The following is a 20,950-nucleotide window of genomic DNA, read 5'->3' on the forward strand; positions in this document are numbered from 1 at the left end:
TTTTTATTTACTAGATATGCAAAATTTAATTTGATAAAGCATCGTCACTAGTTTTGATTAGCGACTATAAGTCAGAAATAATGGAGTAAATAAGATGACCATTGAATTTAATAAAGATAAATCTCTATTTAGCAAAAAGGTAGTCTTTGACGCCTTAACTTTTGATGATGTCCTACTACTACCTTGTTATTCAGAAACTCTACCACATGAAGCAAACGTAAGTAGCTATATTTCCAGTACTATAAAACTACAAAGTCCTATCATATCGGCCGCTATGGATACAGTTACAGAACACGAACTTGCAGCATGCATGGCGAGATTAGGAGGACTTGGGATTATTCATAAAAACCTCACACCTGATGCACAAGCCGAGGAAGTTCGTTTAGTTAAAAGATCAGAAAGTGGTGTTGTTGCAAATCCAATTACAATCTCCCCTCTTGATACTATTCAAAAAGCTAAACTCATCATGCAACAAAGAAAAATTTCAGGCCTACCTGTAGTAGATAATGAAAAACTTTTGGGTATCGTCACAGGAAGAGATATTCGCTTTGAAACAGATGAAACTAGACACGTTAAAGATATCATGACTGAACGAGCAAAACTTATAGTTATGACTAAAAAAAGCAAAGATGCTCCTTTTGATCAAAATTTATTTGAAAGCGTTAAATCACTTCTACAAAAGCACAGAATCAAAAAGCTTCCAGTTGTAGATGAGCACGATAAATTAGTAGGACTGATCACAAGAAGAGATATAGAGAACGCAATTCGCTATCCTATGGCGAGCAAAGATTCTTCAGGAAGACTTTTAGTTGGGGCTGCAGTGGGCGTTACCCCCTTTGATCTAGAACAAAGAATTCCTGTATTAGTAGAAGCAGGTATTGATGTTCTTGTTATAGATACAGCTCATGGCCACAGCAAGGGCGTCATTTCAACAGTCGCAAATGTACGTAAACAATATGGTTCGAAATTTTCAATCGTCGCTGGAAATATTGCTACAGGTGAAGCCGCAAGAGCTTTAGCCGACGCTGGGGCTGACTGCGTAAAAGTTGGAATAGGACCTGGTTCTATTTGTACTACTCGTATTGTTGCTGGAATAGGCGTACCTCAAATAAGTGCAATTATGAATGTTGCTGAAGCACTGCAAGGAACTAATGTAAAAATAATCGCTGATGGTGGAATTAAATTTAGCGGAGATATTGTAAAAGCTTTAGCCGCAGGGGCTCATACTGTAATGCTAGGCGGTCTTTTAGCCGGAACAGAAGAGTCCCCGGGAGAAAGAATAAGCTTTCAAGGTAAAGTTTATAAGAAATACAGAGGAATGGGCTCTTTAGGTGCAATGAAACAAGGCTCAAAAGATCGTTATTTTCAAGGCACCCAAAGCGATAACAATAAATTAGTCCCAGAAGGAATTGAGGGGCAGGTACCTTATAAAGGATCATTAAATGAAGTGCTTCATCAATTAGTTGGTGGAGTTAGAGCCGGAATGGGTTATGTTGGAGCAAAAAATTTAACGGAACTTCATCAAAAAGCTCAATTTGTAAAAATTACTGCCGCTGGATTACGCGAAAGCCATGTTCACGATGTTAATATTACTGAAGAAGCACCAAATTATAGTTTGAGCAGAAGTTAATTGATTAGTTAAATAAAATACTAAAAAAAGGAAAAATCATGATACTTGTTATTGATTTCGGCTCACAATTTACTCAATTAGTCGCAAGAAGAATTAGAGAAATTTCTGTTTACTCTGAAATAGTCCCATTTAGTAAAGCAGAATCAAGAATTATTGAATTACAAAAACAGAACTTACTTTCAGGAATTATTTTTTCTGGTGGGCCACATAGTGTTTATGAAGAAAACTCACCAAAAATTAATCTAGATCTAGAGAAAATTGGAGTACCAATTCTTGGTATATGCTACGGACTACAATTAATTAATTATATGCTTGGAGGCGTTGTATCACCAGCAAAAAATAGAGAATATGGCTTCGAAAAAATATTAATTTCAGGGAATATTGGGAAAAATAATCCATTATATTCTGTTAAAGGCATCGAAGAAAACATTGTTTGGATGAGTCATGGAGATGAAATTACTGAGCTTTCTGACAAATTAGAAATAGATTCTAAAACTAGAAATAATGTTGTTTCTTCATTTCACCATAAAAATTTACCAATTTTTGGTGTTCAATTTCATCCCGAAGTGGAACATTCAAAATATGGGAAAGAAATTATAAAATATTTCGTAGAAGAAATTTGTAACGATAAAAAAGTCTGGAACAGCAATTTGCAAATCGAAAGAGCTGTTGAATTAATACGTGAAAAAGTAGACGAAGAAGGGCCTGACACACAAGTTATATGTGCATTAAGTGGCGGTGTTGATTCTTGTGTAGCTGCAGTTTTAACACAAAAAGCAGTTGGTAATAAATTATTGTGTTTATTTATTAATAATGGCCTTTTAAGAAAAAATGAATACGATGAAGTTTTAGAAAGATTCCAAAAAGATTTAAATTTAAATGTAAAAGGAGTTGATGCTTCAGAGTTATTCTTATCAAGATTAGCTGGGGTATCAGACCCAGAAACTAAACGTAAAATAATTGGAAATACCTTTATAGATGTTTTTGAATCAGAAACTAAACATCTTCCAAATGCTAAATTCTTAGTACAAGGAACTTTATATCCTGATGTTATAGAATCTATTTCACTTCATGGCACAAGTGTTACGATAAAAACTCATCATAATGTTGGTGGTTTGCCCGAAAAAATGAAATTTAAATTGATTGAACCATTACGTGAGCTATTTAAAGATGAAGTAAGAAAATTAGGTGCTGAATTAAATATTCCATATGATATGCTTCAACGACATCCATTTCCAGGACCAGGATTAGGAATTAGAGTTTTAGGCGAAGTAACAAAAGAAAAATTAAGTATCTTAAGAGAAGCTGATTCTATTTTTATCCAAGAATTAAAAAAGAACAACTTATATCATTCAACTTGGCAAGCTTTCGTAGTATTATTGCCCGTAAATTCGGTAGGAGTAATGGGTGATGGACGTACGTATGAAAATGTTGCGGCTATTCGATGCGTTAGCGCTACAGATGGAATGACTGCAGATTGGAGTAAATTACCTTACGACTTCCTTGCACATGTTTCTTCTAGGATAATTAATGAGGTAAAAGGTATTAATAGAGTTGTTTATGATATAAGTACAAAACCACCAGCAACAATTGAGTGGGAATAGTTTAAGCAAAGAATTTATTATGAATATTTATGATTTTGCTAATTTTGTTCCGGAAAAAGAAAAATTAACCGCAGTAATCATTACTTTGAATGAAGAAAGAAATATTGCGCGATGCATTAGATCTTTAAAATTTGTTAATGAAATTATTTTAATTGATTCAGGAAGCACTGATAAAACTGTTGAAATTGCAAATACTTTTAGCAATGTTACGATAATTTCTACTGAATGGTTTGGTTTTGTTGAAAATAAGCAAATAGGCATAGACCATGCAAGTCATGACTGGATTTTATGGGTTGATGCTGATGAAGAAGTTCCTGAGGCTCTAGCAGAGGAATGGATCACTAGAATTAATGCAGGGACTTTTCATGAAACAGCAGCAATTGATTTCCCTAGAAAAACTTTTTTCTTAGGGCACTGGGTTAAACACTCTGGTTGGTATCCTGGAAGAGTTATCCGTTTTTTTCATAAAAGAAGAGCTTATTTGAGCCAAAATATTCTTCATGAAGGAGTTATTCCTAAACCTGGATATACAATTGAGCATTTTAAGACTGATCTTTTGCATTATTCATATACATCTCTTTACCAATATTTTGATAAAATGAATAAATATGGACTTGCAGGTGCGAAAGAAATAGTTAGAAAGAAAAAAATAGTTTTTTTACCACAAATAATTTTGCAACCAATATGGACCTTTTTTAGATTTTATTTCCTAAAAAAAGGCTTTTTAGATGGAAGAATTGGTTTAATTATTTGTATAGGATCTGCTTTTTCAAATTTTATAAAATATTCTAACTACTTTTTTATGAAAAAATACAAATATGTTGATTTATATAATAAAAAAAATCTAACCTAGGATAGTTCATGGATGAAACAAAGCTTATTAGAAATGTAGTAATCAGCAGAACAGATAATATAGGAGATGTTGTTCTTACGTTACCTTTGGCAGGAATATTAAAAGAATATATTCCTGAAGTAAAAATTTTTTTCCTTGGAAAAAAATATACTGAACCTATTATTTCAGCTTCTAAACATATTGATCATTTTTTAAATTGGGACCTTTTAAAAGATTCTAAAAATTTAGCTTCAGAATTCAATAAAAACAAAATTGATACTATTTTTCACGTTTTTCCAAATAGAGAAATTGCTAAGGCCGCTTTCACTGCTAAAGTTAAGAATAGAATAGGAACCAACAGACGAATTTTTCATTGGCTTTATTGTAACAAAAAAGTTAACTTAACTAGAAAAAATTCTCAATTACATGAATCTCAATTAAATACAATTTTATTATCTCCTATAAACATTACAAAAGCATTTTCTCTTAGTGATCTTTCTAGTTACTATGGTTTATCAAAATTTAAATCTCTTAACAGAAATTTCATAAATTTAATTGATTCATCTAAATTTAATTTAATTTTGCATCCTAAATCAAAAGGTAGTGCTAGAGAATGGTCTAAAAAAAATTTTATTGATTTAGCAAATTCACTTTCAGGAAAGGAATATCAAATATTTTTTTCTGGTAGTAAAGAAGAACAACCATTTATAGAAAATGAAATTATACCATATTGTAATTCTAGCAAAAGTATAGCTGGAATATTTGATTTACCAGAATTTATATCGTTTATTAATTTATGTGATGGACTTATAGCAAATAGCACTGGGCCATTACACATTGCATCAGCCCTTGGCAAAAAAACAATTGGTTTATATCCACCAATTAAATCCATGACACCACAACGCTGGGCGCCAGTTGGTTTTAATGCAAATTTCATTGTTGGAAAAAGCAGTATTGAAAATCAAAATTGTCAAAATCCCTGTTTAGTAACACAAAATTGTGTTTGCATGAATTCTATACTACCAAAAAATGTAATAGATATTATTTCAACTTGGAGAAAAAATTTAGAATAGTTGCCTTAAGCAACTCCTTTCCGTAATATTAAATTATTAAGTATAAATTATTTTATACTTAAATTATAAAATCTAAAATTTTCTTGCTATCTGGAGATAAAAATGGATTATAAAATTAAAGATATTTCTCTTGCTGATTTAGGTAGAAAACAAATAGAACTTGCAGAAAAAGAAATGCCTGGTTTAATGACTCTCAGAGAAAGATATTCTCATTCAAAACCATTAAAAGGTTCAAGAATTGCTGGCAGTTTGCATATGACAGTAGAAACTGCAGTATTAATTGAAACACTAACACTTCTGGGCGCTGAAGTTCGTTGGTCAAGTTGCAATATATTTTCGACTGTTGATGCCGCCGCCGCTGCAATTGCAGCAAAAGGTATTCCTGTATTTGCATGGAAAGGTGAAACAGAAGAAGAATATATTTGGTGTATTGAACAAACTTTAAAATTTGCAAATAACCAAGGTCCAAATCTTTTATTAGATGATGGTGGAGACTTAACAAGCCTAGTCCATAAAAGATTTCCACATTTGTTAAAAGACATTAAAGGCGTTTCAGAAGAAACTACTACAGGAGTTCACCATCTTTATTTAATGGCACAAAAAGGTGAATTAAAAATCCCTGCAATTAACGTAAATGATAGCGTAACTAAAAGTAAATTTGACAACTTATATGGTTGTAGAGAATCTCTCCCTGATGGAATAAAACGGGCAACAGATATTATGATAGCGGGCAAAACTGTATTAGTTGCGGGATATGGCGATGTTGGAAAAGGCAGCGCGCATTCAATGCGTTCACATGGTGCTCGTGTACTGATAACTGAAGTAGATCCAATAAATGCTCTTCAAGCAGCTATGGAAGGTTACCAAGTCGTTCGCATTGAAGATGTTATTAAAGATGTTCATATTTTTGTTACTGCTACTGGATGCTGTGATATAATAACTGCAAATCATATGGCTCAAATGCGAGATCAAGCCTTAGTTCTCAATATTGGACATTTCGATATAGAAATTGATGTTGCTGGGTTAAAAGCATTCAAAGGAATTCAACAGATAAACATTAAGCCACAAGTTGATAAATATCGTTTTCCAGATGGGCATGAAATTATATTATTAGCAGAAGGTAGATTAGCAAATTTAGGATGTGCAACAGGTCACCCTGCTTTTGTAATGAGTAATAGCTTTACGAATCAAGTTTTAGCACAACTTGAGCTATGGCAAAATACAAGTAACTATAAAGTTGGTGTATATACTCTTCCAAAAAAATTAGATGAAGAAGTTGCTCGTTTACATTTAGAAAAATTAGGGGCAAATCTTACTCGCTTATCAAATAAACAGGCTGAGTATTTAAATATCTCGATAGATGGGCCATATAAATCAGAAAACTATCGTTACTAAAATTTCGATGATAGATTGTGAGATTAATTTCTCTTTTAATAAATGAATCTTAAAAAACTTCTCATTTAAATAAATAACATGTTATTGAATTGATATGTTTACTTAATTGATAACACCCCTCTTATTCAAATCTGGGGTAAAATCTAATTACAAAAATGAAGCCTTAATAAAGCCTCCCATTGCTAAAAATCAGAATATTTTATTTTAAATATTGAGTAATTCTTAAATACTTAAAATTAATTTCACAAAAGTAAGAAAAATATAAGTTTAAAAATCGGTAAAAAAATTAAAGCTATGGAAAAACTTACTTTAAATAACTCATAAAAAGCAATTAAAGATAATTTACTTGCTTTCTTTTTTTGTTACTAAAATAATTGCTAATAAAATCAAGAAAACAGATAGCCACTCAATAGGTTTGATGTTTTCATTAAAAATAACGTAACCCCAAAACAAACCTGCTAAAGCAACAATACAACCAACAAGACTATAAAATACCGGTCCAGCAATTCGAAGTAATTCGAAAAAAAGAATATATCCAATACTTGATAAAAATATTTCAATTAGAATAAATAAATCTGGCGTATTAAGCGGGAACGCAATAGGATGAAATGCTTTTGAAGAAATTACTAAAGGCAAAATAAGTATCGTTGAAGCAAAGAGCATCCCTGAAGATAATTCAATGGATGAAGTTTTGGTAGGTCGAAATTTTACCATGAAAATAGTACAAGATGCTAACAGAATTGGAGTGAATAATGAAAAAAGCATCCACTTATATTCAGAATAACTTGATAATTTTGGGAGAAATAAAATAAATAATCCTATAAAACCTATTAATATACCACTCAATCTTTGCCATGAATATTTTTCAATTAAAAAAATTAATGAAAATACATATGTTATTATTGGGGAAGTATTAACTATTAACCCCAGAATTCCAGATGGAACATGGGTTGCCGAAAAATACATAGTTAAATTTGGTAAAGCTATTCCAAGTAAACCACAAATAAAGTAAAATATAATATGTTTAATATTAGTTGGTGGAATTTTTTTATTCTTGATTATCGCAAAAATAAAAACAAGAACTGCAGGGCCCAAACTTTGCCAAAACGAATAACCCAAAGGAGTTATTCCACTTTCCATAGCAAATTTAGCTATGGAAAAGCTTGTACCCCATGTAAAACCCAAACAAAATAACAAAAAAATAGCGTAAAAAGAATTTTTTGAAATAGAAAAAATCATTTATATCCTTCAATTTAAAAGATAAAACTTTCTTAATGAAAAACCTGTGGGTGATATTCCCGGAATAACTAAGGCTATTTTTACACCACTTTTTCTAGCTTCAAGCAATAATTTAGAATAATTAGAATCTATTTCATGCGCAACTCGAAAACCGTTTTTCAAAATTTCAGGTTCTATTTCAGAACCTCGCATTAAGACAAAAAATAACCAAGAATCATCTCCATTTTTTTTTGCGAGCATTAACTCTTGTAAATGTTTTTGTCCTCTTTCTGTTACGGCATCAGGAAAAGCCCAGGTATTTTCTGATAACTTTAAGCTAACACTTTTAACTTCTACCCAGCATTTTCTTACTTGTTCTTTTGCTGATAAACAAAAATCAAATCTTGTTTTGGAATTAAATTTTACTTCTTTTTTAAATTCATTCCAATCCAAAAATAATTCATATGGAAATTCAGCGTTTAGTATTTCTTTATTTTTTTCTTTGCCAATAGTATTTGTAAATAATTCGTTGATAAAGTGATTTGCTCTTGAAGTATTTAAACATGCATATCCATCATCTAAAGAGAGCAGTTCTAAAGAATATTGAAGTTTTCTTTCAGGATTTTTCGAATCTAAAATATAAGCAGTAGAGTTTTCTATTAAACAACTTTTCATACTACCGCTATTTGCACAATGTACAGTTTTTAAATTACCCTCGGAATCTTTAACATCAACAAAAAATCGTTTATATCTAGAAAGAAACTTCACTTCTTCTAATTTAGATTGGTAACTTAATAGTTCCATATTAATTCATTTCATTTGAATTAGTTGAATTTACTTGGTTACGGCTTGCATAAATTTGTGTTATTGTTTGCATTGAAACAATATAATTTTTATTACAATAGTGACATTTCATCTCTAAATCTTCAGCTTTATTTAATATATCTGAAAGCTCACTGAGAGGTAATGTTACAATAACATTTTCAACTCTTTCTTGTGAACAAGAGCAAACAAACTTAGGATTAATACTTTTAACGGCTTTAGTAATATCTGGGATGAGTTTTTTAGATAAAACATCAGCGTCGTTATCAAGTAAAAATAATTCTTTCATTGATGGTAAAGAATCGATGTGCTTCTTTAATTTAATAGATACTTCTTCTGGAATATCAGGTAATTCTTGATAAATAACTCCAAAAGCATTCAGCTTTCCACTTACAGAATCTATCCAACTGCTTATTTTTAAGACAGTATTCATTTGATAACTTGCTGCCAAATGTTCGTTTAAAGCCTTTTCTAAAGAATTCGCTTTTGTAGAAGTAAGGCCTTCAAATAAGTTAGGTTTTTTTCTTTGTGAACGCATTGAGCGTACTTGAAATTCGGGAATAATATTGTTTCCAAGATCTAATTGTTTAACAACTTCAGAATTTTCGTTGCATTCAATATATCCCCGCGTTTCTGCTTGAAAAGAAGTTTCTGTACCAATAGTAAAGTCACCATTGCAGTGAAACCGCAGATTTACGCGTTCTTCATAATCTAAAATTGAAGACAAAAGAACACTTCCTAGTAAGGCATCTGACAAAAGAAGAGCTCTGTTTGTATTTAGATTATGTAATTGTTTGGCTTCTTCAACTAAGTGGCTCAAATGCAGCATTCTATAACTGTAATGAACTTTTGTATCCACCCCAAAAAAAAGATAGTCTTGAAACATAAAAAGAACCCCTATATATGCTAAAAAGAGTAAAGTTACTCTTTTTTCAGATATTTTCACATATAACAGAATCTGAAAGATTGCGACAAATTATTGAATATGAAGGTGTTTTCTTCAACTGGAAATATTTTCAATATTTTCATTAAGTTAAATATAATTAACCCTTTGAAAGCGAGTTCCCTATGAAGGTTCTTGTAACAGGTGGCGCTGGATACATTGGAAGTACTATTTGCTCCGCCCTTGAAGATAATGGCCATACGCCCGTAATTTTGGATTCGTTAATTACCGGCAAAAAAGAATTTGTTGAAAATAGAATATTTTATCATTCTGATATTACAGATAAATCAACTTTATTAAAAATCTTTTCAGACCATCCCGATATATCTCATACCATTCACTGTGCAGCACTAATTATTGTCCCAGATAGTGTAAAAAATCCTTATGAGTATTATAGAGAAAATGTAGCTAAATCCAATGAATTATTCAAAATATTAACTGACTTAAATTGTTGCAAAATAGTATTTAGTAGCTCCGCCTCGATTTACGACACTGTTCCAGGATTTAAAGTTGAGGAAAATTCACCTTTAAATCCCTTAAGCCCATATGCAAAAACTAAGTATATGATGGAGCTTATTTTAAATGATTTTTGCAGTGCATATTCAAATTTTCAGGCAATTTCTTTAAGATATTTTAATCCCATTGGAGCTGATCCTAAATTAAGAACAGGAATGCATATTAAAAATCCAAGCCACGTTTTAGCAAAACTAATTGAAACAGCGACAGGAAAAAGTTCAGTTTTTCAAGTCACTGGAACAAATTGGCCTACACGAGATGGAAGCGGAATAAGAGATTATATTCACGTTTGGGATCTTGCCCTTTCACACGTCAAAGCAGTAGAAAATTTTTCCAAGATATTTTCTGAAACCAACAATAGCTTTCAAGTAATCAATATAGGTTCAGGAAATGGTGTAACAGTTAAAGAGCTTTTGCAAGCATTTGAAAATGTTTACGAAGCTAAAATAAATACAGTAGAAACTATTCCTAGACCAGGGGATGTTGCTGGAGCTTTCGCAAGCTGCGATAAAGCAGCAAAATTATTAAATTGGAATACTTCACTAAGCATTGAAGATGCTATTAAAGATTCATTAAAATGGAATGAAAAATATCTAAAATTATTTTCGTAAAATTCAACTTTAATGATGGGGTTTGTAGAAAAAATATTAAGTATGATACTGATTTTTTTTCATGTGTAGAATAAATTGCTTAATTTACCTTACCTTCATAGGATGAAATACCTTCAACTTTCCAATGCCCTGAATGAATTACTTTATCTAATTCGAAATTCTGAGAGCTATTTGCTAGATAGTGAATATTTCTTAAAATTATCAAAGCATCAAAAATTTTTTCTTCTTCATTATAGTCATTGTCTTTTGGTTTTATTAAGTCTTCAAAGTAGTCTCTAAATTTACCATTTTTTGAAATATATTTAATAGAATTAAAACTACTATTATTGGATGATGAAAAAGACAAATTTTTTCCGGTATAAATAACTGGAATAGAAAAAATATTTGCTAAATAATTTAAATCATTTTTATCTTTAAAACTTTCAGGAACTATTATTGAATGAACTAAATCTCTAAAAATTAATTTTTCAGCGGCTTCTGAAAGGCTACCTTCATCAAGATTAGACTCAATTGGAATAATATTATATTTCACTCCATTAACTGCTGGTGACGCCAAAAAGCTTGATATAGATCGCAAAATATTTTGATTACTTTCCTGTCTATTTTTATTTATTGGAAGAATTATTCCAATTCTCATTTCTAAAGGGTCATCGCTTATTAATTTTATAATTCTTGTTCTAATTTTATCATTTGATAAATTTATACCAAAATTTAATAATAAACTATCTCTATTAGAAATAATATTCTTTTCTAATATATTTAGAGCAAGCTGTAAATCACCTTCTTTTATTTTTGCAAGCAAAACATTTTCAATAAAATTTGCTTGAAACTCATTGTCAATATTTTTATCAAAATTTAGAACTGAAAGCCTTGATTCAATATCTTCTACTTTTATCCTTTTATTTGAAGTATTTAACATATTTACTTCTATAAAATTGTTTTTTTTCATGAGAGCAAGTAATTGTTTTAAAAAATTTATTTCTTGTTCTTTATTTAATGATATTCTAGAAATTTCAGCAGATATTGCTAAAAATTTTGCTAAATAAATAGGTTGTAAATTTGGTATCCCAATTTTTTTAATTAAGTTTAAGCCATTTTTATAATCACTTTTCATATAATATAACTGTAACAATGCATATGAACAAATCGAATTCATTGCAGAAGGAAGAATATCTTCTACCAAAGATTCTTCTAAATATTTTAGATTGAAATCAATGTTTGCATTACTATTATTTATTAAAGCAACTCTACATTTTGCTATAGCAATTTCTTTTTTAAGAGAAAAATCATTTGAAATAACATTTTTATAAAACAGTGTAGCCTGTTTAAAATCCTTATTATAAAAAAAAGTCTCAGCTTTTTCAAAAGATGAGACTTGGCCAACAACTATAAGCGGAAAAAGTATAATAGAAATAATAAAAACTTTACTAGTCTGGAGCACCAACTCTAACCATAGCTGTACGCAATATTCTATCGCCAATTTTATAGCCGGCCATAAATTCATCTATCACAGTTTCCTGAGCATAAGTTGAGTCCACTACTTTTGCAATTGCATTATGATATGCAGGGTTAAAAGGAGCATTTTTACCAGGAAGTTTTTCAATTCCATGTTTTTTTACAGTGTCCTGGAATACTTTTGAAACAAGCTGAACACCTTCAACAATTCCTGCTACTTTTTTCCCTTCTTCAGTTTCAAAGTTTATTTGAGAACTTTCAATGGCAGACATTGCCTTATCAAAGGCATCAATGACAGGAAGAAGATCTTTCGCAAACTCTTGAATTGCATAAAGACGAGTATCTTGTTTCTCTTTTTCCATACGTTTTCTAGTATTTTCAAAATCAGCGGCTATCCGAAGCATTCTATCATGCGTTTCAGCTAATTTGGCCTGAGTTGAGGCGCATTCTGCCTCCAAAGCTGCTATTTTCTCAGCTTCTTCACCCAATATTTCAGAAGCATTTTCTTCGCCATTTTTATTGGGATCGGAAGTTGTATCACCAGATTGAACTTCTTCGGACGTGTAACTTATTTTATTGTGTTTTAACATATTTTATTCCCTCATCTAGATTATCTTTCACGATCTAAACTGTGATCGTTAAGAGTTTAAACACCGAAAAGCAGTGGTCAACAATAAAAATTTTGAATATAAGCATTTGGTACTTGAAAAGTCTTTACCTCTTTATAAGAATGAACAGCGTTTAGGCTTTATTACAGGAAAGGCTTGTTATGCTTGATCCAAAATTTATTAGAGATAATTTAGAAGAAATAGCTATCGCAGCTAAAAACAAACGCTTTGATTTTAATCCAAATTATTTCAAAGAGTTATACGAAAAAAGGTTGCAACTAATTAAAGATACTGAAGAATTAAGAAGCAAAAGAAATTCTGGATCAGATGCTGTTAAAAAGGCGAAGAGTAAAGAAGAAAGAGAAATCCTAGTATCTGAGATGAGAAAAATGGGGCCTTTGCTTGAAGAAGCCGAGAAAAACCTTAGAGAAATAGAAGCTGACTTTGAAAAACTTTTATTAGCGATTCCAAGCATTCCTTCTTCAGACACACCAGTTGGAGCCTCAGATGCTGATAATGTTGAAATTAGAAAAGTTGGAAATATTCCACATTTTTCTTTTCAAACAAAAGACCATATAGAGTTAGGCAAATCTTTGGGTATTATTGATTTTGAACGCGGAGCAAATATAGCCGGAAGTAGAAGTTACTTTCTTCTTGGAGCAGGGGCTGAACTGGAAAGAGCTGTTCATTCCTTAGCTTTAGATCTTTTAAAATCTAGAGGTTACAAACAACTGTCGGTCCCAGTATTAGTAAGAACTTCAGCTATGCAAGGTACCGGTTATCTTCCAGGTGGAGCTGATCAAGCATATTTTGTGGAAAAAGACGATATGTGGCTTGTAGGAACGTCTGAGGTTCCATTAGCGAGCTACCATCAAAATGAAATTTTGGAAGAACAAAGTTTACCAATAAAATATTGCGCTTGGTCTACATGTTTTAGAAGAGAAGCAGGAGCTGCCGGAAAAGACACAAAAGGTCTATATCGAGTGCATCAGTTTCAAAAAATTGAGCAAGTTGTAATTTGTGAACCAAAGATTGAAACTAGTGACAAATTGCATGCTGAATTGTTAAAAAATGCTGAAGATCTTCTACAGTTACTTGAATTACCGTACAGAGTTGTACAAGTCTGCACAGGAGATTTAGGGCAAGGTCAAGTTAAAAAGAATGATGTAGAAACCTGGATGCCAAGCCGTAATAATTATGGTGAAACGCATAGCTGCTCAAGTTTCTATGATTTTCAGGCAAGAAGATTGAAAATTCGTACTAAAGATTCCAATGGAAAATTACAGTATTGTTTTACTTTGAATAATACAGCAATCGCAACTCCAAGAGTGCTCATTCCACTAATTGAAAATCATCAAACAGTTGATGGAAGAATAAAAATACCAAAAGCTCTGCAAAAATATATGAATGGAGCAGAATACATTGGTTAATAAGGGATAAAAAATGCTTGCTTGTATCTGGGATTACTATGGTTCTTCTGCTTTAGGAACGGCCGAACATTTTGAAAAACATTTGCACGAATTTATTACAGCAAAAAAGGTGATAATAAAGCAAACAGGAGTAGTAAGTAAAGATACACAAGCATTTGTTTGGTGCGCCGGATTAAAAGCAGATTTAGAACTTATTATTTCAATTTTAAAGCCCAAATATTTTATTGAAGAAAAAGATTTTAAAAATTTTGAGATCTATCTAAAGTAATTCTTTAAACTTGTAAGCCAAATTTTTGGCAATCTCATTGTTCTTGTAAATTATTAATTTAAAAACATAAAATTATATTATTTTAAATTGGAGTTTTAAATGAAAAATATATTCGTCCAATTCTTCGTTACTTTATTCTGTGTTTTTATAATTGAAAATGTTTTCCCGTCTTCGAAAGATATTGTTGTCATAGAAAGCTATAGCAAAAGTCACAAGTGGGATACTGATTACTGCAAAGCTTTATCTGAAAAGCTTGGGAAAAAATATAAACTCACTTTTTTTGAAATGGATACTAAAAGAATTCCCAAAACTGAACATGAAAAAATGGCTGCAAAGGCATGGGAATTGATTCAACAAATAAAACCAATTTTAGTTATTCTTGGTGATGATGCTGCCCTAAAATTTGTAGGCCCCAACCTTGAAAATAATAAAATACGTTCAGTGTATTTAGGTATTAACAATAATCCAAGAGCATATTTTGAGAATGCTCCTAAGTATTTAACTGGAATTTTAGAAAGACCTCTAATTCGAAGATCTGCTCTTTTCATAAAAGAAATTATTCCAACTGCAAAAAATGTACTTATTATGTTTGATAGCGATAGAACCTCTGAAATAGTATATGAAGACTTTTTTTCCAGCAAACCTTCTGTTGTATTCAGTGGAATAAATTATGATATTTTTTTAAATAAAACTTTTCTTGAATGGCAAAAACATATAAGCAATGCACCAAAAAAATATGATGCTATTATAACTGGACTTTATCAAAGTATAACAGATAAAAAAGGGAAAAATGCGGACGAAGATAAAACAATTTCTTGGACATCTCAAAACTCTAAACTTCCTTTGTTTGCTTTTTGGGATGTTACAGTAGGTAAAAACAAAGCACTAGGAGGGCTTGTTATAACAGGATATACCCAAGGAAAAGCAGCCGCTGAAGTAGCAGAAAAACTTCTAGCCAGTCCAAATTTACTGCCAAGCTCACTTTTTCCAGTTTATTTACAAGAAGGTATATTTCTTTTTAGCAATCATGAAGTTAAAAAATTTAATATAAATATCCCTAGTGATATTAAAAAAGATAGTAAATATGTTGATTAATAGGAATGATCTAAAAAAATAGTTTCATAATCTTGTATTTCTTCTTTCTGAGAAAAAGCCAAAGCGTAATTATCATTAAAATTAACTATATAATTATTCCATTTTGAAAAATTTGATTCTTGATCACAATCAGCTAAATTTAAAATTTTAGGCTGTAATGATTTATTGTTCAAAATACTTAACAAATTAGGAGAAAAAAACAATCCAACCCCAATCCCCTTTAAAATTGCTTCTTTTAATGACCAAACTTGATAAAAATAATTTACTTTATCTTGAAATAATAGTAATTTATTAAAGTATTGCTCTTCATAATCAGAAAATATTTGAGACTTTAAGGATTCGAAATCAACTAAAGTATCTTTATATTCAATATCAATTCCTATTTCATTAATAAAAGATATACCTATTGCCAAATATTCTTTAGAGTGAGATATATTAAAAAATATTTTTTTATTAAATTTATCTATATTAACAAAAGGTTTTTTATATTTACCAGAATAGAATTCAATTAATTTATAACTTAAATTTAATTCACTAGAAAGTATTTTTTTTATAAAAATTCTTGTCATTAAATACCTGATTGTATCATTTAAAAATAAAAACTTTTCCGCTTTTATTATTTCATCATCGTTAATATATTCATTAAAATTATTTTTTAATACAATGTTAAACATAAAATTCTTAAACTCAAATTCACTATTTTTGAGAAATGGATTCGTATTTAAATATGGTAATTTTATAATAAATATTTTAGACTGTAATAAATTCTTCACAAACTACCTATAGTTTTCAAAAATGAAATCTCTTGCAATTTTTATATCGTCCGAAAAAAATCTGTCGCTTTCATAAAACTCAATCTTTGTTCTTAAGTTTTTGTAGATACTTAAAAGTTTTCCTGAAAATTTCTTAATATTTCTTAAATCACATGCTTGTAAAGCTGCAAGAAATTCAATTGCAACAACATAAGCCGCATTTTCTGTCATATCTAACAATCTATAGGCAGCATGAGTAGCCATACTAACATGATCTTCCTGATTTGCAGAAGTTGGAATACTATCAACTGAACAAGGAAATGATTTTGATTTATTTTCACTTACCAATGCTGCAGCAGTTACTTGAGCTATCATAAATCCCGAATTTAATCCACTATTATTAACTAAAAAAGGCGGTAAACCACTTAAATTCGAGTCTAGTAAGATTGAAATTCTTCTTTCAGATAGTGATGAAATTTCTGTACAAATAATAGCCAATATGTCTGCAGCGATAGCTACAGGCTCAGCATGAAAATTTCCGCCGGAAAGAAACTCATTCGATTCAAAAATTGAAATTGGATTATTTGTTACAGCATTTGCTTCTATTTCTAAGGTTTTTTCAATAGCATTTAATTGCTCAAAACAAGCACCTAATACTTGTGGAAGACATCGAAAAGAATAAGGATCCTGAATTCTACCAGATTTATTTAAACACTCAATTTCTATCCCGTCAGCAAGAAGATTACGCATTTTTTCAGCAATTATTATTTGCCCTTGGTGACCTCTTAATTCATGTATTCTTTTATCAAATGGTTCTGTATTGCCTTCAATAGCTATGAGGGAAAAAGCGCTTGCTTCTAAACATGCTGACATAATTGTTTGTGTTTTAAATAGAGATATTAAGGCAATTGCTGTCGATACTTGCGTCCCATTTAACAATGATAACCCTTCAAGCGGTTGCATTTCTAATTTGACTAACTTGCACTCCTCTAAAGCCTGTGACGCAGAAATTATTTTTCCATTTTTTCTAACACTTCCAATCCCTATTAATGGGGCAACCAAATGAGCTAACGGCGCTAAATCACCAGAAGCGCCTACTGATCCTTTAACTGGAACACAAGGGTAATATTCTTTATTAATTAAAGTTAAAAGAGAGTCTAAAACCTCAAAACGTATTCCAGAATATCCCCTTGCTAAACTAGAAATTTTCATTAACGCTATTAATCTTACTGACGAATCATCAAAAAATTCACCAACTCCTGTGCAATGCGATTTAATTAGGTTATGTTGCAAAGTTGTTAAATCTTTTAATTCTATCCTAGTAGATGCTAATTTACCAAACCCAGTATTCACTCCATAAACACTTTTTAAACTATTATTACTTAACAAATTTTTTATATTTTCTACTGACTGATTCATCGAAGTTTTTGCTTCACTACAAAGAACATATTTTTCATATTTACCAAAGTAAATATCTTTTAAATTTGAAATACATAGTTTACCTGGATTAATTATAAAATTATTGCTATTATTCATAGAACCCTCATTATATATTTCGCTTTTTTATTATTAATAATTAATTGAATTTTCATACTTAAGTCGTGTCAAAGCAAGTCCACCACTTATACTCCAAACATTTTTGATTCCAATCCTTCTTAGACTTTTCGCAATTGCTAGTGAGCGATTACCCGTAGAACAAAGCAAAGCTATAGGTTTATTTTTATTTTCATTATTAATTACATGATTAAAAAAATTAACAATTTTAGTTAAAGGAATATTTTTTGGAGCTTTTTTAAAATTTAAAATTTTCCAATCTTTAAATAGAATAGATTCAGCATTTTCTCTTATATCAATTATATCGTAAATATTTTCATCTAAGTCATCAATAGTTATAATTGGTAAACTTTTATCTGTTAATACAGAATTATTAATTGTCCCACAAACTAATTTTCCTTGGATATCTGTTTCTAAAAGTTGAGAATCTATCAATTTTTTTTCTGTGAAAAAGTCAATTTCATTCATTAAATTTACTGGATCGAATAATTTTTTTAGCAAGATATTATTTCTTTTTTCGGTACCCCATGTCGTAACAATTGATTGATTATAATCATGTGCTGGGCAAAGAACAGTATTTGCATGAAGCTTATTATCAAGATTTCTTAGTGTATCATAAAATAATTTATTATCACTTATGCTAAAATCAGTTCTGCCTAAGCCACCTATGAGAACAGTATCCCCAATAAATACACATTCAATTTTTTCATCTATTGAACATTTATTTTTTAAAAAATAGCTAACACTATCTAAAGTATGGCCTGGTGTTTCAAATCTTTCTAATTCCCATGTGCTTGAGTTAAAATTGAGAATGCATGTCTGTGAATTCCATCCTAAGGGATCAAATGCAGTATCTTTTAGTGATAGTTTTTCTAAAAGAATAGATCTTGCTGAAAGGTGATCCGCATGGGAATGTGTATCTAAAACAGCTTGTAACTCTAAATTCTTACATTTTATAAAACTAATTAATCTATCAATACTCTCAAAAGTTGGATCAATAATGACACAAGATTTTGTATTAATATCAGAAATCAACCATGTATTTGAAGAATCATATTCTAATTGGGTTATTCCATGAATTAAAGAATTTTCAGATTGATTTTCTGATTCATCACTAATTTTACAGGTTAAGTTTAAGCATGAATTACGCAAAGCCTTTCCTGCTGCTTGAATATTTTTTATCCCTAGAAATATTTCTTCTTGAGAAGTCGTCAATCCAAAAGAAAGTCTAATTGCTGAGGCTTTTCTCCACTCTGGCAAATTCATTGCTTCTAAAACATGACTGTATTCAAGGGATTTAGAATTACATGCAGAACCTCCACTTAAACTCACTCCTGCAGCATCAAATACCCGCATTAATTCTTTTGATGAAAATCCATAAACTGAAAAATTCAAAGTAGTTGCAACAGAATTTTCCATGTCTGTATTTATTTCAATAGTTGGAAAAGCTTCCATTAAAGTGTTTAATAATAACTTTCTATAATTTAGTAATTCATGATTAGATTTAAAATGAAAATCTATACAGCCATCTTTAATTTTATTTAGCTTTTCCAATATAACACCAAATGCGGCTATTCCTGGATGATTTTCGGTTCCAGCACGAATTCCTCTTTCTTGTCCTCCTCCAACTATTAATGAACACTGAGGCGCGTTATCTCTCAAATATAAAAATCCGACACCTTTTGGAGCATGTACTTTATGTCCACTAAAAGTGGCATAGTCTACACTTAATTCATTAAAATTTAATGATAATTTCCCTAAAGCTTGAACACAATCAACTAACCAAAAAACTTTACTAGCTGAACTCCTAATTATTTTTTCTATTTCTTTCAAATTTGTAATTAACCCTGTTTCGTTATTAACCGCCATAGTGCATAAAAAAACAGTTTCATTTAGATACTCTTTAATTTCATTTAAGTTTACATGTCCTTTGTCATCAACATTAATTTGCATAATTTCAATATTTAAATCTAAAATTTTTTTCCAATGTAATATTGAATTATAAACAGCTTTATGTTCTGTTTTTGAAATTAATATTTTCTTTTTTTGAAAAGATACATCTTTTTTAGATTGTTCTTTAATCCAATTTAATACAGAAAGAACAGAAATTTGAATAGCTTCTGTTGCACCACTAGTAAAATATATTTCTGATGACTTAACATTTAGCAACTTACTCGCTTGTAACCTTGATTCCTCTAATATTAATTTAGCTTCTGCTCCTGCAATATGTGAACTACTAGGATTTGCATATACTCTTTCCATTGACCAAAGAGCTGCTTGGCAAGCATCTTTTAAAATTGGAGCAGTTGCGTTGCAATCAAAATATACTTTTGAATTACCATTAATTTGATTTTTGCTCATTATGCCTCCATTTCAATTTTTTATCTAGTCTTTTTTGATTACCACACATAAGTTAATATTACTATTTAAAATTGTTAATTTAAAAATTTTTATTTAACTATGATTAAAAAATTTTCTAATCTTAAAATTTTTACTTTTTAGATTTAATAAAAAATTTATAAAAGTCATTTTTTTGATATCTAATTTCTTTTTTCTAGTGTTATTATAATAAATTACTATATCCTGCAGGAGTTAAATAAATGATAGATTATCGAAGAATAATTTTTTCTTTTTTAGCTTTTTTTATAATGGTTGGGTATGCTATGGCTGACAAAACAGATTCAAAATATGAAAATGTAGATAAAAATAAAAAGATAAAAGAACTTTCACCAATGCAGAGAGAAGTTACTCAAAATAATGGCACTGAAGCTCCCTTTAAGAATGAATATTGGAATAACAAAGAGGAAGGAATCTATGTTGATGTTGTTACGGGGGAACCTTTATTTAGTTCTTTAGATAAATTTGATTCTGGGACAGGCTGGCCAAGCTTCACGAAACCAATTGATAATAAATTTGTCCAATTTAAAGAAGATAAATCTTTAGCCATTGAAACACGGACTGAAGTGAAATCAAAATTTGGAAACTCTCATTTAGGACATGTATTTGATGATGGTCCAGGGCCAACGAAAAAAAGATATTGCATAAATTCAGCTGCTTTAAAATTCATTCCTGTATCTAATTTAGAAAAAGAAGGTTATGGACAATATCTTTCCTTATTTAAAAAACTAAAAAAAGAAAAGTAAT

Annotated in this window: 18 protein-coding genes; 10 read left to right on the forward strand and 8 right to left on the reverse strand. The window is 30.3% G+C overall.

All coding sequences use genetic code 11. The annotated features are described in order from the left end of the window. Nucleotides 1-94: 94 nt before the first annotated feature. From guaB to ahcY, 5 genes are all read left to right on the forward strand, one after another. Nucleotides 95-1,630, forward strand: coding sequence for an IMP dehydrogenase (gene guaB, locus QEJ31_RS06305; protein WP_280592934.1), 1,536 nt, complete (start codon nucleotides 95-97; stop codon nucleotides 1,628-1,630). A gap of 38 nt (nucleotides 1,631-1,668) precedes the next feature. Then, on the forward strand, nucleotides 1,669-3,234 hold the full coding sequence (gene guaA, locus QEJ31_RS06310; RefSeq protein ID WP_280592935.1) for a glutamine-hydrolyzing GMP synthase: 1,566 nt from the start codon (nucleotides 1,669-1,671) through the stop codon (nucleotides 3,232-3,234). Nucleotides 3,235-3,253: 19 nt separating this feature from the next. Continuing rightward, nucleotides 3,254-4,087 carry a glycosyltransferase family 2 protein gene (locus QEJ31_RS06315; RefSeq protein ID WP_280592936.1) on the forward strand — a complete coding sequence of 278 codons (834 nt, stop codon included), beginning with the start codon at nucleotides 3,254-3,256 and terminating at the stop codon, nucleotides 4,085-4,087. An 8-nt stretch (nucleotides 4,088-4,095) separates the two neighbouring features. Continuing rightward, nucleotides 4,096-5,139, forward strand: a complete 1,044-nt coding sequence (locus tag QEJ31_RS06320; RefSeq protein ID WP_280592937.1) for a glycosyltransferase family 9 protein — start codon at nucleotides 4,096-4,098, stop codon at nucleotides 5,137-5,139. Nucleotides 5,140-5,241: 102 nt separating this feature from the next. Continuing rightward, nucleotides 5,242-6,534, forward strand: a complete 1,293-nt coding sequence (ahcY, locus tag QEJ31_RS06325) for an adenosylhomocysteinase (protein WP_280592938.1) — start codon at nucleotides 5,242-5,244, stop codon at nucleotides 6,532-6,534. A gap of 342 nt (nucleotides 6,535-6,876) precedes the next feature. On the opposite strand, the gene QEJ31_RS06330 is transcribed toward ahcY, so the two are convergent. Genes QEJ31_RS06330 through QEJ31_RS06340 form a run of 3 tightly spaced genes read right to left on the reverse strand, consistent with a single transcriptional unit; the run spans nucleotide 6,877 to nucleotide 9,460 of the window. Then, nucleotides 6,877-7,773 (reverse strand): DMT family transporter, encoded by an 897-nt coding sequence (locus QEJ31_RS06330; protein ID WP_280592939.1) that lies wholly within the window; start codon nucleotides 7,771-7,773, stop codon nucleotides 6,877-6,879. 9 nt (nucleotides 7,774-7,782) lie between these two features. After that, complete coding sequence (gene sfsA / locus QEJ31_RS06335) at nucleotides 7,783-8,556, reverse strand: DNA/RNA nuclease SfsA (protein WP_280592940.1); 774 nt, start codon at nucleotides 8,554-8,556, stop codon at nucleotides 7,783-7,785. 1 nt (nucleotide 8,557) lies between these two features. Continuing rightward, complete coding sequence (locus QEJ31_RS06340) at nucleotides 8,558-9,460, reverse strand: Hsp33 family molecular chaperone HslO (RefSeq protein ID WP_280592941.1); 903 nt, start codon at nucleotides 9,458-9,460, stop codon at nucleotides 8,558-8,560. Nucleotides 9,461-9,642: 182 nt separating this feature from the next. On the opposite strand from QEJ31_RS06340, the gene galE reads away from it, so the two are divergent. Then, nucleotides 9,643-10,644 (forward strand): UDP-glucose 4-epimerase GalE, encoded by a 1,002-nt coding sequence (galE, locus tag QEJ31_RS06345; RefSeq protein ID WP_280592942.1) that lies wholly within the window; start codon nucleotides 9,643-9,645, stop codon nucleotides 10,642-10,644. Nucleotides 10,645-10,723: 79 nt separating this feature from the next. Here galE and QEJ31_RS06350 read toward each other — a convergent pair whose 3' ends face one another. Both QEJ31_RS06350 and QEJ31_RS06355 read right to left on the reverse strand, forming a co-directional pair. Then, nucleotides 10,724-12,085 carry a hypothetical protein gene (locus QEJ31_RS06350; protein WP_280592943.1) on the reverse strand — a complete coding sequence of 454 codons (1,362 nt, stop codon included), beginning with the start codon at nucleotides 12,083-12,085 and terminating at the stop codon, nucleotides 10,724-10,726. After that, nucleotides 12,072-12,689 carry a nucleotide exchange factor GrpE gene (locus QEJ31_RS06355; protein ID WP_280592944.1) on the reverse strand — a complete coding sequence of 206 codons (618 nt, stop codon included), beginning with the start codon at nucleotides 12,687-12,689 and terminating at the stop codon, nucleotides 12,072-12,074. The genes QEJ31_RS06350 and QEJ31_RS06355 overlap by 14 nt, the downstream gene beginning before the upstream one ends. Nucleotides 12,690-12,868: 179 nt before the next feature. Between QEJ31_RS06355 and serS the strand changes: the two genes are divergently transcribed. From serS to QEJ31_RS06370, 3 genes are all read left to right on the forward strand, one after another. Next, complete coding sequence (gene serS / locus QEJ31_RS06360; protein ID WP_280592945.1) at nucleotides 12,869-14,137, forward strand: serine--tRNA ligase; 1,269 nt, start codon at nucleotides 12,869-12,871, stop codon at nucleotides 14,135-14,137. Between the two features lie 13 nt (nucleotides 14,138-14,150). After that, nucleotides 14,151-14,405: a hypothetical protein gene (locus tag QEJ31_RS06365; protein WP_280592946.1), complete on the forward strand. Its 255-nt coding sequence runs from the start codon at nucleotides 14,151-14,153 to the stop codon at nucleotides 14,403-14,405. A 99-nt stretch (nucleotides 14,406-14,504) separates the two neighbouring features. Further along, nucleotides 14,505-15,500, forward strand: coding sequence for a hypothetical protein (locus QEJ31_RS06370; RefSeq protein ID WP_280592947.1), 996 nt, complete (start codon nucleotides 14,505-14,507; stop codon nucleotides 15,498-15,500). Here the strand turns inward: QEJ31_RS06370 and QEJ31_RS06375 are convergent. Genes QEJ31_RS06375 through QEJ31_RS06385 form a run of 3 tightly spaced genes read right to left on the reverse strand, consistent with a single transcriptional unit; the run spans nucleotide 15,497 to nucleotide 20,167 of the window. Beyond that, a complete protein-coding gene (locus tag QEJ31_RS06375) occupies nucleotides 15,497-16,273 on the reverse strand; it encodes a 4'-phosphopantetheinyl transferase superfamily protein (protein ID WP_280592948.1) in 777 nt (258 codons plus the stop codon). The two genes, QEJ31_RS06370 and QEJ31_RS06375, sit on opposite strands and share 4 nt — an antisense overlap. Nucleotides 16,274-16,276: 3 nt before the next feature. Further along, the gene (gene hutH, locus QEJ31_RS06380) at nucleotides 16,277-17,788 is read right to left on the reverse strand and encodes a histidine ammonia-lyase (RefSeq protein WP_280592949.1); all 1,512 of its coding nucleotides are present in this window, start codon (nucleotides 17,786-17,788) and stop codon (nucleotides 16,277-16,279) included. 33 nt (nucleotides 17,789-17,821) lie between these two features. After that, nucleotides 17,822-20,167 carry an aminotransferase class V-fold PLP-dependent enzyme gene (locus tag QEJ31_RS06385; protein ID WP_280592950.1) on the reverse strand — a complete coding sequence of 782 codons (2,346 nt, stop codon included), beginning with the start codon at nucleotides 20,165-20,167 and terminating at the stop codon, nucleotides 17,822-17,824. A gap of 302 nt (nucleotides 20,168-20,469) precedes the next feature. Here QEJ31_RS06385 and msrB point away from each other — a divergent pair, with 302 nt between their 5' ends. Continuing rightward, entirely contained in the window at nucleotides 20,470-20,949 is a 480-nt protein-coding gene (gene msrB / locus QEJ31_RS06390; RefSeq protein ID WP_348524551.1) for a peptide-methionine (R)-S-oxide reductase MsrB, read from the forward strand. Nucleotide 20,950: the final 1 nt, after the last annotated feature.

It is taken from the genome of Pigmentibacter sp. JX0631 (assembly GCF_029873255.1).
Lineage (GTDB): Bacteria > Bdellovibrionota_B > Oligoflexia > Silvanigrellales > Silvanigrellaceae > Silvanigrella.